This window comes from Acinetobacter sp. WCHAc060042 (assembly GCF_003231195.1).
Lineage (GTDB): Bacteria > Pseudomonadota > Gammaproteobacteria > Pseudomonadales > Moraxellaceae > Acinetobacter.
Genome location: NZ_QKVN01000020.1, coordinates 15,858 through 28,280 on the forward strand (window position 1 = coordinate 15,858; position 12,423 = coordinate 28,280).

At 41.6% G+C, this 12,423-nt stretch carries 15 protein-coding genes; 9 read left to right on the forward strand and 6 right to left on the reverse strand.

Annotated elements, in window-relative coordinates; all coding sequences use genetic code 11:
• The first annotated feature begins 128 nt into the window (after nucleotides 1–128).
• Nucleotides 129–2,105, forward strand: coding sequence for a PhoX family protein (locus DPG01_RS10045; RefSeq protein ID WP_110974989.1), 1,977 nt, complete (start codon nucleotides 129–131; stop codon nucleotides 2,103–2,105).
• 41 nt (nucleotides 2,106–2,146) lie between these two features.
• On the opposite strand, the gene DPG01_RS10050 is transcribed toward DPG01_RS10045, so the two are convergent.
• On the reverse strand, nucleotides 2,147–2,929 hold the full coding sequence (locus tag DPG01_RS10050; protein ID WP_110974990.1) for an NRDE family protein: 783 nt from the start codon (nucleotides 2,927–2,929) through the stop codon (nucleotides 2,147–2,149).
• Nucleotides 2,930–3,022: 93 nt separating this feature from the next.
• Here DPG01_RS10050 and lgt point away from each other — a divergent pair, with 93 nt between their 5' ends.
• The 3 genes from lgt (at nucleotide 3,023) to DPG01_RS10065 (ending at nucleotide 4,691) form a co-directional block, all read left to right on the forward strand.
• Nucleotides 3,023–3,835 (forward strand): prolipoprotein diacylglyceryl transferase, encoded by an 813-nt coding sequence (gene lgt, locus DPG01_RS10055; protein WP_110974991.1) that lies wholly within the window; start codon nucleotides 3,023–3,025, stop codon nucleotides 3,833–3,835.
• 100 nt (nucleotides 3,836–3,935) lie between these two features.
• Nucleotides 3,936–4,319 carry a hypothetical protein gene (locus DPG01_RS10060; protein WP_086209954.1) on the forward strand — a complete coding sequence of 128 codons (384 nt, stop codon included), beginning with the start codon at nucleotides 3,936–3,938 and terminating at the stop codon, nucleotides 4,317–4,319.
• Nucleotides 4,320–4,322: 3 nt separating this feature from the next.
• Nucleotides 4,323–4,691 carry a hypothetical protein gene (locus DPG01_RS10065; protein WP_110974992.1) on the forward strand — a complete coding sequence of 123 codons (369 nt, stop codon included), beginning with the start codon at nucleotides 4,323–4,325 and terminating at the stop codon, nucleotides 4,689–4,691.
• 29 nt (nucleotides 4,692–4,720) lie between these two features.
• On the opposite strand, the gene DPG01_RS10070 is transcribed toward DPG01_RS10065, so the two are convergent.
• Entirely contained in the window at nucleotides 4,721–5,230 is a 510-nt protein-coding gene (locus DPG01_RS10070) for a CHAP domain-containing protein (protein WP_110974993.1), read from the reverse strand.
• A 485-nt stretch (nucleotides 5,231–5,715) separates the two neighbouring features.
• Here DPG01_RS10070 and thyA point away from each other — a divergent pair, with 485 nt between their 5' ends.
• From thyA to msrA, 5 genes are all read left to right on the forward strand, one after another.
• Nucleotides 5,716–6,558, forward strand: a complete 843-nt coding sequence (gene thyA / locus DPG01_RS10075; RefSeq protein ID WP_086209957.1) for a thymidylate synthase — start codon at nucleotides 5,716–5,718, stop codon at nucleotides 6,556–6,558.
• A gap of 107 nt (nucleotides 6,559–6,665) precedes the next feature.
• Nucleotides 6,666–7,178, forward strand: a complete 513-nt coding sequence (locus DPG01_RS10080) for a dihydrofolate reductase (protein ID WP_086209958.1) — start codon at nucleotides 6,666–6,668, stop codon at nucleotides 7,176–7,178.
• A 25-nt stretch (nucleotides 7,179–7,203) separates the two neighbouring features.
• On the forward strand, nucleotides 7,204–8,259 hold the full coding sequence (locus DPG01_RS10085; protein WP_395579373.1) for a DUF4105 domain-containing protein: 1,056 nt from the start codon (nucleotides 7,204–7,206) through the stop codon (nucleotides 8,257–8,259).
• A gap of 92 nt (nucleotides 8,260–8,351) precedes the next feature.
• Complete coding sequence (locus DPG01_RS10090) at nucleotides 8,352–8,810, forward strand: META domain-containing protein (protein ID WP_086209960.1); 459 nt, start codon at nucleotides 8,352–8,354, stop codon at nucleotides 8,808–8,810.
• Between the two features lie 114 nt (nucleotides 8,811–8,924).
• On the forward strand, nucleotides 8,925–9,452 hold the full coding sequence (gene msrA, locus DPG01_RS10095) for a peptide-methionine (S)-S-oxide reductase MsrA (RefSeq protein WP_086209961.1): 528 nt from the start codon (nucleotides 8,925–8,927) through the stop codon (nucleotides 9,450–9,452).
• A 60-nt stretch (nucleotides 9,453–9,512) separates the two neighbouring features.
• On the opposite strand, the gene DPG01_RS10100 is transcribed toward msrA, so the two are convergent.
• The 4 genes from DPG01_RS10100 to purU form a co-directional block, all read right to left on the reverse strand.
• The gene (locus DPG01_RS10100) at nucleotides 9,513–9,917 is read right to left on the reverse strand and encodes an ExbD/TolR family protein (RefSeq protein WP_086209962.1); all 405 of its coding nucleotides are present in this window, start codon (nucleotides 9,915–9,917) and stop codon (nucleotides 9,513–9,515) included.
• On the reverse strand, nucleotides 9,917–10,540 hold the full coding sequence (locus tag DPG01_RS10105) for a MotA/TolQ/ExbB proton channel family protein (protein ID WP_110974995.1): 624 nt from the start codon (nucleotides 10,538–10,540) through the stop codon (nucleotides 9,917–9,919). The genes DPG01_RS10100 and DPG01_RS10105 overlap by 1 nt, the downstream gene beginning before the upstream one ends.
• A gap of 19 nt (nucleotides 10,541–10,559) precedes the next feature.
• Nucleotides 10,560–11,327 carry an energy transducer TonB family protein gene (locus DPG01_RS10110; RefSeq protein ID WP_086209964.1) on the reverse strand — a complete coding sequence of 256 codons (768 nt, stop codon included), beginning with the start codon at nucleotides 11,325–11,327 and terminating at the stop codon, nucleotides 10,560–10,562.
• A gap of 214 nt (nucleotides 11,328–11,541) precedes the next feature.
• On the reverse strand, nucleotides 11,542–12,408 hold the full coding sequence (gene purU / locus DPG01_RS10115; RefSeq protein ID WP_086209965.1) for a formyltetrahydrofolate deformylase: 867 nt from the start codon (nucleotides 12,406–12,408) through the stop codon (nucleotides 11,542–11,544).
• Nucleotides 12,409–12,423 lie beyond the last annotated feature (15 nt).

Sequence of the window (12,423 nt, forward strand, 5' to 3'; positions counted from 1 at the left end):
CATTTGTGATTTAAAGCATCATCCTATCAACTTCTGTCTTTAAATTGACCCAAAACTGTAAATAAAACGTCATTTGCGCTTCCTACAATCTAGCTCAACTTACTTACAATTATTGATATGGACTTACTATGACAGCCACAACAAATCAGCCAAGTCGTCGTGATCTTTTAAAATGGTTTGCGGGAATTCCTTTTTTACCGCTTGGGGCAATGACAACCGCAGCAGCATTAAGCGGTTGTAATGACAGCGACAACGAAACCAATGTAACACCACCAGTGACAAAACCTGCAAACTTAAAAACAGCAACATTTACAGCAATGGCAGCACCGATTGTAATTGCTGACCGTGCTAAAACTTCGGTCAGCTCAAAACTCAAAATCGACTGGGATGACTCGACCAGTTCAGAGTACCAACTCGGCTATCAAAGCTTTTTTGAAACGGGTAATACAGTGCCTAAATGGGGCGGTGGTGAAATCATTGCTGGGGGCTATTTTAATGCCAAAGGTGAAGCCATTATGGATACATCTGTTCCAAGCTCACCACGCCAATTCTTTTCAGACTGCCCAGATGGCTCATCACTGATCCATTTAGAAGGTGCTCAGGTTGAAGGTGTAAGCAATCCAGTGTTCCATGTGGTGCAATTTGAATATGCATCCCTAAACTTAGCTGGCGTGAGCGAGTATGGCAACTTACCCTCCCCAATCGCGATTTTAACGCTAGACCAAAACCAAACGACAGGCCATTTAGAGCTTAAAAAATACTTTAATGTTGATACATCGGCAGTTCATGGACTATGGATCACTTGTGGTGCAAGTCTGTCGCCGTGGAACACACATTTATCGAGCGAAGAATATGAACCTGATGCATTTGAACAAGGTATTGGCGGGCCAAGTCCAAAAGGGATCAGCAAAAACTTCTTTGGGGATGAAACAGTCGCTAAACCATATAACTATGGTCATTTACCTGAGGTGATTGTCAACAAAGACGGTAGCGGTAGCATTGTAAAACACTTCTGCATGGGGCGTATCTCGCATGAGCTTGTACATGTTATGCCTGATAACCGTACCGTGATTATGGGCGATGACTACACCAACGGCGGTTTCTTTATGTTCATTGCCGATGTCGCAAAAGATTTGTCGGCTGGTAAGCTTTATGTCGCTCAATATGTATCTGAACTGACAGAGAGTAGCACAGGTCAAATCAAATGGATTGAACTTGGTCATGCAACCAGTCAAGAAATTGAAAACATGGTCAATGTTAACAATATTCAACCTAGCGATATTATGGAAAGTTTAACCACCAATCCAAATGACACGTCATACACCGAAATTATTTTAGCCAAGAAGAAACTTTGGGTAAAAGTAAAACCGGGTATGGAAAAAGCAGCAGCCTTCCTTGAAACCCACCGTTATGCAGCACTCAAAGGTGGCAGTATGGCCTTCACCAAAATGGAAGGCACCACCATCAACATTAAGGATAAAGTGGCGTATTCTGCTTTAGCCAACATTCAAGATTCAATGATCAAAGACAATGCGGCATGGGTTGCTGCGCACAATGTTTCATTTACGAAAAAAATCACCGCAGGTGGCGTGCTGGCACATGATTTAACAGCAGGACAGAACACAACCGATGGTCAACCAATCGACAGTGAGTGGGTTCCACATCAATCTAAAATGTTATTGATGGGTGAAGACATCACAGTAGATAGTTTAGGCAACACTGCAAATCCAGATAAAATCGCAAGCCCTGACAACTTAAAGTTCTCTGAAACGCTACGTACGTTGTTCATTGGTGAAGACAGTGGGAACCACCCAAATAACTTCCTATGGGCATATAACGTTGATACCAAAGCAGATCCTGTACGTTTACTCTCGACCCCTGCTGGTGCAGAGTCAACTGGTTTACATGCGGTAGACTCTGTGAATGGTTGGACTTATATCATGAGCAATTTCCAGCATGCGGGTGATATGAAGAGCTTATCAGCAGATTTGAAAGCCGCAACTTTAGCCAATTACAATAATGGCTATAGTGCAAGTGTGGGTTATTTAACAGCAGACTTGATGCCATCTATTGAAAAGAAAAAGACTAAAACCAAAGCCTCTTAAAACCGACCTTAAAAAAATGCCGACATCGAGTCGGCATTTTTTTAGGTCTTAACGACTACCGTCTGCTCAGTAATAAGCCCTTTCAACTCGCCCTGTTGCTGCTTTTCCAGCCAAGAGCAATGTTCATGGGTCATGCGCAGGAAGTTAGAGCAACGTGTGCCATAGATTGGGCTTTGAATAAAAGTCGAAGACAATAACTCCTCCATGTCCTGACTAATCCCCGTTTGTGGTAACAAGTCGGGGATAATCTTACGCTCATCTTCCAAAATATCCCATGCAGCCATCTCCACATCACTTTGTAAAATATGGCTTTGTTGCAACATTGGTAAAAACTCTTGAGTAAAGCGTTTGCGTAAATGTTTGGTCTTCTCCCAATGTTCGGTCATTAAACCATTTGACACTACATATACGCCTTTAGGCAAAATCTGTGGTGCCTCACCACGATTACTCATATAAACAGCTTGATGACGATCACCCATAAACAAGTTAAAGCCCGCATAGTCACATTGTTGTTTCTCTAAGTCTTGTGCAAAACGAATTGGCGTTTGTTCCGACTCTAAAAAAGATTGAATCAAATGCCCACGAGATGTGGGATAACTGGTTTGATCACGACCATCACGAAAGTTAGTCAAAACCGCCCAGCGCCCTGTGGGTGTAATACCCATCCACGTACCACCAGACTGCAAATCTTGCCCTGCAATAATCGGACTATTTTCCCACTGTTTTAAAGGACTCGAAGGACGCTGATAGAACTCATCTCGATTTGAAATCAAACACAATGGCAGATCATCCAAGACCTGCCATGCAATTGCCACAATGCACATAAACGATACTCATCATCTTTACACATTGAATGTACAACATTTTTCATCTCTTTCAGCTAAAATCTGTTCAAAACATAATGACTAGGAATATGCATGCTGACCTATCCAAATATTGACCCCGTCGCAATAGCACTTGGCCCTTTACAAGTCCATTGGTACGGACTGATGTATTTATTGGCCTTTTTGTTTGCTTGGGGACTGGCAAGCTATCGCGCTAAAGAGCGTGGCTGGACACCCGATATGGTCTCTGATCTAATTTTTTACGGTGCTCTCGGTGTAGTGATTGGTGGTCGTGTCGGTTATGTCCTCTTTTATGGTTTTGAGCAGTTCCTTGCCAATCCGATTTGGCTATTCCAAGTCTGGACAGGCGGCATGAGTTTCCATGGCGGCTTCTTAGGTGTAATGCTTGCCATGCTGTTCTGGTGTAAGAAGTACGCCATGACATGGTTCCAAACCCTCGACTTCATTGCTCCCTGTGTACCTACAGGTCTTATGTTTGGACGCTTTGGTAACTTTATTGGTGGGGAACTCTATGGACGCCCTGTAAGCGACCCGAACTTTGCGCTCGGCATGATCTTTCCAACCGACCCATTACAACTGGTTCGTCACCCCTCTCAACTCTATCAAGCCTTTTTTGAAGGCTTACTGCTGTTCATCGTCTTGTGGTGGTTCAGCTCAAAACCACGTCCACGTATGGCTGTGTCTGCCCTCTTCCTGATTGGTTATGGTATAGCGCGTTTCATCGTCGAATTCTTCCGGGAACCAGACAATGGCCAACTGTTCATCGCATGGATGAGTAAAGGTCAGTTCCTTAGCCTACCAATGATCTTGGTCGGAATCTGGATGATGTGGTATGCCTACCAAAAGAAAATCTATGATTGGGGTCCACAAAAAAACAATGGTTAATTAACCGCTATGATTCAATATTGGGGGCATCATCGCCCCCTTTTTTATGGCTAAATTATGCTAAAGTGGTGCTTATCTCAGTTTAAAATACATCATCCCCATGCTTGAATTTTGGTTTAATCCCTCGATTTCTGTTCTAAAAAAATTATTTATTTTTGTCGCGATTGCGATCGTAACAGGCCTATTGTATTGGATGGAACCATTGCGTCTTGATGCGGTCTTGATGTTCTTAGGCACAGGGATTATTTTTCTAATTTGTCGTTATTGTAAAATTCATTTTGCAGGGAAAAATCCTACAGGTTTTTTATATCGCTTACTTACATGGATTCCGATTGCTCTACTCTTAGCACTGATTTTTATGAATATTAAAGATGGCGAGCTCCTTATTCCTGGTGCACAAGGTGTGGGCTTTATGGCATTAGGTATTTGCTTATTCTCCCCCTTATCTCTTTTGCATAACAACACTGCATCTGAGTCCAAATAAACCATGTTGAATTTTTGGTATTCTGAACGCTGTACCCGTCAAATTAAACTGATCGTGTCTATTGCAACTTGTGTGCTGATTTTTATGGCAGCACAAGTTCAACAGCTTGGCACGATTTTTATTGGTTTGAGTCTAGTGATTGGTATTACAACGCATCTGTTACGCCTTATCCCATTGAGAATGGTACCAGATCACCCTTATCGTGAAGGTTTTTCACGCTTAGTGACATTCTTTCCCGTCATTGCACTGATTTGCTTAATCGGCTATTTACCTCATCAGCATAAAATCATGCTTGCGCTTCAGTGTATCGGCTTTAGCGGAATTGGTTTATTTTTAGTGTCAATCTATGCACAACGCGAAAGAAGATTTTAAGCAGAATATTGGGGAGATATTTATATCCTTTAATCCATTCGATAGTAGCTATAGTTCACATTTTGATTACGGTAAACTGCATAACCACTTTGTTTAAAGTCTGAAACCCAGCCGTTACCTGAATAAGCGGCAATATGTCCATAACGATTTTTTGCAGTCCGGTCAATAATATAGATATCGCCTTTTTTAGGCTGATCAAAAGACAGGTTGATTTTGCGGTAGCCAATACTGGTTAAGGTTCTCCCCCAATCCGCCGCAGCAACAGGATGATTTTTAAACTGAGCACCCGCAGACTCTAGACCTAAGCGAATGCTTTTCGCACATTTCTGAGTACTGGTTTGACGAGTAATATTTTTTAGAAACCCCGTAAATTTTTCAATATCTACGCGTTGATTACTGTTGATTGCTCTTTCTCTTGCCTTCTTCGAGGTCAGGATTTCAGCAGCGGTAACGTTTCTCTCTGACTGGGAACGTATTATGATATTGGTTTGCGCAGGCGCATAGACTTCGTTCATATTCACGTTTTGATCATAAGGCATACTAAAACCAACACTCCTCCCAATCATCAGGGTCTTACATCTTTTCGAGTTGGAAATACTAACCGCTCAGCATTGAACTTTCATGTTCTAAATGTAATATTTTTTTTCAAAGAACCAAGCCACTTTTCTAAAGTTTTATTTTCACTGTATTTTTTGGAATAAAGATTCATTTAAAAAATTAATTATCAAACAATCTATCAGTTAAAAGTCTCCTGTGGGCTATCATTTTTCGCTCAAGTTTCCAGCATATTGAACTCCGTATAGATCCATATGAGTACGTCTTGCGGCACAAAAATAGCTATATTTTTTGGTTTCAACCCTGAAGAAAACCTCACATTGAAGCATCAGAATCCTTTTTAATGGCAAAAAGTGAAGCATGCCAAAACAGCAAATAATCGCACTAAGCTCAAATCCCGCGAAGTTCCATCCTCAGTAAAAAACAGCTAGAATGCGCATAAGTGATTACCCAAAAATATGAGAGAAATATGCGTCAATATTTGGACCTTTTACAACACATCCTCGACAACGGTGGCGATAAAGGCGACCGTACTGGTACGGGAACGCGGTCTGTCTTTGGTCATCAAATGCGCTTTGATCTTTCTAAAGGCTTTCCTTTATTAACCACTAAAAAAGTGCACTTTCGTTCGATCGTAATTGAACTGTTGTGGTTTTTAAAAGGGGATACCAATGTTCAGTATTTAAAAGACCATAAAGTTTCTATTTGGGATGAATGGTCTACCGCAGAACAAACTGCACGTTTCGGTCGCCCAGAAGGCGAATTAGGGCCTGTCTATGGTCATCAATGGCGTAACTTCGGCGCAACGAAAAAAGCCGATGGTCTATATGAACAAGATGGTTTTGACCAAATTACTTGGTTAGTGAATGAAATTAAGACCAATCCCAATTCACGCCGTTTGATTGTATCGGGTTGGAATCCACAAGAAGCAGGGCAAGTTGCTCTTCCTCCGTGCCATACCCTCTTCCAGTTTTTTGTCCATAACGGCAAACTGTCTTGTCAGCTCTATCAGCGCAGTGCAGATGTATTTTTAGGTGTGCCTTTTAATATTGCCAGTTATGCGCTCCTTACCCACATGATCGCGCAAGTCTGTGGTTTAGAGGTTGGTGACTTTGTCTGGACGGGTGGTGATACGCATTTGTATACCAACCATTTTGAGCAAGCGAAGCTTCAGTTAAGCCGTGACCCTTTAGGACTGTGCCAACTGCAACTCAATCCAGAAGTTAAAGATATTTTCGACTTCAAGTTTGAAGATATTGAAATCGTTGGTTATGAGTCGCACCCAGGGATTAAAGCTCCTGTTGCTGTTTAAACAGACTCATTGAATCTCGCTCAATCAGCGAGATTCGCATTTATAAAGAGATATTCTTCCTCTGCTTGAGGAAAAATAAATAATAAAACTTCACATTCGAGCACCTTATGGCCTTTCAAAACTTAGAAGTTGTACATGTCGTTGCCATGGATCAACAGCGTTGCATTGGTAAAGGCAATGACCTGCCTTGGCACATTTCCGCTGACCTCAAACACTTCAAAGAAATTACGCAAGGTGGTGTCGTCATCATGGGACGTAAAACACTGGAGTCTATGGGGCGTGTTTTACCTAAACGTGTCAATTGGGTGATTACTCGCGACAGCACTTGGTCATTTGAAGGAACCAAAGTGGCATATAGTATCGAAGAGGCTTTAACACAAGCTGTTGCGGATGTTCAAGCATCAGAAAAGCCGAATAGCCTTTACATCATTGGAGGTGGTGAAATTTTTAAACAAACCATCGACATTGCTGATCGTTTAGAACTCACGCATGTTGAGCTCAATGTGCAAGGTGATGCGTACTATCCTACCATTCCGTCAACATTTAAAAAAGTCGCGTCAGAACAACATATTGATGACAAAACAGGGATTGCATTTGAGTTCGCAACCTATCAAAAATAAAGCATATTCTTCTTGCTAAAACATGATGCAGAACATGACAAATAAAGAATTTTGGCGAACGCTAGGTTTTGGATTAATTCACACCCTGTTTAGTATTTTTGTTTTGCTCAGTTCTATTTGGCTATGTTTTGCACTTTGGATTCAAGAGCCTTTCGGCTGGCTCATTAGTCGTATTTTGATTGGAACATGGATTGCTTTTGCACTCAGCGTATTAGGCATCTACATTAGTCACAACTTTTTTGGCCGCCGCCGCGATATTGTTATTTATATTCTTAGTTTTTTACTGAGCTTATCTTGGTATTTTGGTTTAGAGGCCCGCCAAGATCGTGACTGGAACCCAGAAGTCGCTAAAATTTTGTCCTATGAAAAACAAGGCGACCTTGTCACCTTACACAATGTTCGTAATTTCACTTGGCATTCAGATGGCTCATATACTGAACAGTGGGATACACGTAGTTTTGATTTGAATCAAATTACAGGTGTCAACATCATCACCTCCTACTGGATGGGACCGCAAATCGCGCATACTCTCGTCAGTTTTGACTTTGCCAATACTGCACCACTCACATTTTCTATTGAAATTCGTAAAGAAAAAAATGAAGAATTTTCAGCCATCGGTGGTTTTTTTAGAAAATATGAGTTGAGTTTAATCGCCTCAGACGAACATGATATTGTGTATACCCGCAGTAATATTCGTCATGAACAGGTTTATTTCTTTCCCATTCGCCTTGGACAGTCTGAAAGCAAAGCACTGTTCGCCGAGTATTTACGTAAGGCGGATGAGTTAGCCGAACATCCTAAATGGTATAACACCCTCACCAGTAATTGCACAACCTTGGTGTTTGATATGGTTCAAGCCATTTCCCAAGAGCAATGGCCAACAGACTATCGTATTTTAGCCTCGGGCTATTTACCGAATTATCTATATGATTTAGGGGCGATCAGCCCACAATGGGATATGAAAACGTGGTATCAAAAAGCCCATATTAATCCACGTGTAAACAGTCATACACCTTTAACCAGTTCACAGTACTCTCAACTGATCCGCCAAGGTTTACCTGTAGACCAAACAGGTAAATAGATACAACCAAAAGTCATCAAGTTAAAACTAGCAATTCAAAACAAAATTTGCTTTGATAGTTCTCAGCATACATCACAATAAGAGTCTGACCCATGTTAAAAAAACTGATTGCAAGCAGTCTTTTAGCGAGTAGCTTAATTATGTCTGGCTGCCAAACTACACCTGCCCCATCCGATACCATTGAAATAGCCAATATTCAACAACTCCAGCAAAGGGCTTGGATTTTGACACAGATTGGCAATACTGAAATTAAAACAGCGCCAAATGAACGTAACATCCCAAGCCTTCAATTTTCAGCAGATAACCGCATCAGCGGAGCAGATGGCTGTAATCGTATTATGGGTAGCTATACCGTAGGACGCGATACGCTCACCTTGAGCCAACTCGCAACTACACGTATGGCTTGTTTAAACAACAGTACAGTTCCACAACAATTTCAGGAGGCACTTGCAAAAGTGACTCATTACCAAGTGTTTGGCAAGACGCTGAAACTACTCGATCGACATGGCAACTTGTTGCTACAGTTTGGTTCAGCGATTCAACCACGTTAAATCGTTGCTAAGAAAAGCCTGTAAACACAGGCTTTTTTAATCCGTAACGAACAACATTGTAGTGAACCAATCTGCCCTGATATCAACAGATATAAACACAATTAGGATTTTAAAATGCAACAGGCACTTTTTGGCGGTGGATGTTTTTGGTGTGTAGAAGCTGTGTATTTAGAGCTTCAAGGCATACATAAAGTGACCAGTGGTTATGCAGGTGGACATACCAATAACCCAACCTATGAAGACATTTGTCGTGGCGATACCAATCATGCAGAAGTCATTTTGATTGACTTTGATGAAATGCAAATCAGCTATGCGCAATTGCTCGATGTGTTTTTTGCCACCCATGACCCAACAACACTTAACCGTCAAGGTAACGATATTGGAACACAATACCGTTCTGTCATTTATTATTTTGACGATGTTCAACGTGCTGTAGCGGAACAGGCGATTGCTGACTTAAAAGCTGAAGGTCTCGATATTGTAACGGAACTCAGCCCAGTACCAACCTTCTATGCCGCAGAGGATTATCATCAGAATTTTTATGCGCGGAATCCATCCCAAGGTTATTGCAACTTTGCTATCCCCCCAAAACTCATGAAACTCCGTTCTAAGTTTCAGGCTTTATTGAAAGACAGCAAATAACTCAATAACTGACCATAAAAAAAGCGACTTCAAGAGTCGCTTTTTTTATCATCTACATTTTTAGTTATCGCTAACAAAAGCAATATCTGCCAGTCCAGCCTCACTTGCACGAGACATCACTTGTGCGACCATATCGTAACGAGATTCTTTATCTGCACGAAGTTGAACTGTTGGCTTGGTTTCTAACGCACCCGCTTCATTAAAGCGAGTTTGCAGCTCTTCCAAGCTAATCACTTGATTATCCCAAGCCACTTCGCCCTTCGCATTAATACTAACAGTAATCGCTTTAGGCGGCGGGTCGATAATATCCGCTGTCGTTTTTGGTAAAGTTAATGGAATTGATGGGTTGGCAACGGTCGCTGTCACCAAAAAGATGATCATCAATACCAACATAATGTCGATCAGCGGAATGAGGTTCATCTCATTCATGCCAGCATCGTTATCGTCACCCAATTGAAAAGCCATTAAGCTTGACCTCCAACTAAACCTGATTGAGTTGCTTTCGCCTCAGCACTTGCTGGTGCTGAATCTTGCTGCAACATAGTGTCAATCAACAAACCATGAGCTTGATCTTGAAGTTCATGTGCTAAGGTACGGTTCACACGTGCGCAGATGTTGTACGCTAATACAGCAGGAATCGCAACAGCCAAACCTAAGCCCGTCATAATCAGTGCTTCGCCCACAGGTGTTGCCACTTGTGCTAAGCCTGCTTGACCACTTTTACCGACTGCAACAAGGGCATGAAAAATCCCCCATACGGTCCCGAACAAACCAACGAAAGGCGCAAGTGATGCGATAGTTCCTAAAATAGAAACACCTTTCTCAGCATTTGCTTTTTCTGCAGAAATCTGACGAAGCAAAGCTTGTTCAGCAACAGCTTTGCGTTGATCAAAGTTTAGTGTAGCAATCTTTGATTTTAACTTAGCTAAAGCCTGTGAAAGTTGAGCATAAGCTTGTTGTTTCAATTGACGTGTACCCATAATACGTAAAACAAAAATGGTCCACGTTGCAATCGACATTGCCAACAAGATGAAATACAGTGTTTTACTGACTGCATCAGCATGTTGCCAATAAACTGAAAAGTTCATACTCGAACTCCTGATAAAGTTAGCGTTTTGTATTCAATTCTAAATCAAATGGTTGTACGGCCCGAATTGGGTAAGCCACACCATTCTCTTTATAAGGTTTAAACTTAGCGCCTTTGACAGCTCTTAAAATCTTTTCATCTAAAGCAGGAACGCCACTTGAACGCGTAATGCGGGCACTTACAATGACCCCTTTCTCATTTGCTTCAATCTGTACGACTACTTGACGGTTTTCACCTTGTAAATCTTGATTACTATAAACTGGTTTTGGAGAGCGGCTCCATTGCACACCTGAACCACCAATCGACACCGACTTAGGTGAAGTATCAGCAGGTTCAGCTTGCGTGACAGGTTTCGCTTGTTCTGGTTGTACGACAGGTTTTTCGACTTTTTTCTCTGAAATGGTCGTGGTAACTGTCGGCTTAATAGGAGTCTCTGTTGGTTTAACAACAGGCTTGACTACTTCCGCCTTTTTAACTTGTTGAACCTTTTCTACCTTTTTCGGTGGAGTCGGTTGTGGTTTTTCCACAATCTTCACTTCCTTCGGCTTAGTCGGTTCCTTTTTAGGTTCTTCCTTCGGCTTAGGCGGTAGCGGTTTTGGTGGTTCTTGAATTTTAACGAAACGAACCTTCATGGGTTCTTTTTCGATGGGTCTGAGTTCAGGAGCTTTCATGTGGCTCACCGCCCACAATACACCCATATGCCCCACCACAACCGCAACCAAAGCAGCAACAACTTTCTTTTTCATGGGGTTAGGTGTTTGCATAGGAGAAGTAACTGTTGAACTCATTAAAATCTGTTACCTAATTTAAGCTTAGCAGAGACATTGTCGGTTTCCACTATCATGCTTATCGGTTAGTACAATAAAGTAGCGCAATGATAAATGAGAAGTGTTTTCATTTGCAACTATTAATTTATCACTTTTTATGGTTTTTTCGAATAAAACAAAAGCAAAAAAGGCATACTTAATGTATGCCTTTCCTCATCATGTCCGCAATCTATTTTTATTGGAAAACGACTGTTTTGTTACCATCCACAATAATACGGTCTTCTAAATGCCATTTCACTGCACGTGCCAAGACATTACGCTCAACATCCTGACCTAATTCACGTAATTGATCTACCGTAAAGTCATGATTTACACGTTCTACGTCTTGTTCGATAATTGGGCCTTGATCCAAATCCGCAGTGACATAGTGCGCAGTTGCACCAATCAATTTGACACCTTTTTCATGTGCTTGCTTATATGGATTTGCCCCAACAAAAGCAGGAAGGAAGGAATGGTGAATATTGATTACTTTCATTTCCCACTTTGCCACAAACTCTTCATCTAGAATTTGCATATAACGCGCAAGTACCAATAAATCGTTACCCTGCATTAATTGATCTATTTCTGCATAAGCTTCGCGTTTATTGTCTTTGGTCACAGGCACCACTTCAAATGGAATACCAAAGTTTTCAACGGCTTCACGTAAAGTCTCGTGGTTAGAAACCACTTTGGTAATTTCACAAGGTAAACCACCGCGTGAATGTCGCCATAAGAGCTCCAATAAGGCATGGTCGACTTTAGAGACCAAAATCCCAACTTTCTTGACATCACTCACTAGCGCCAAACGCCATTGCATTTCATAACGCTCTGCAACATTTGCAGCAAAGGTTTGGGTGATACTTTCTTTACGCGACTGCAAATTGTCTAGTTCAAACTCAACACGCATGAAGTAACGTCCGCCCTGAGCTTCGGTCGCGTATTGATCAAGCGCAGTAATATTCGCGCCTTGATGATACAAAAAGCTCGATACAGCTTGCACGATCCCTGGCTTATCTTCACAAGTAATCAGTAACCGTGCTGTGTTAGCAGTTGTCATATTCATGTCAGTTTAAATCAG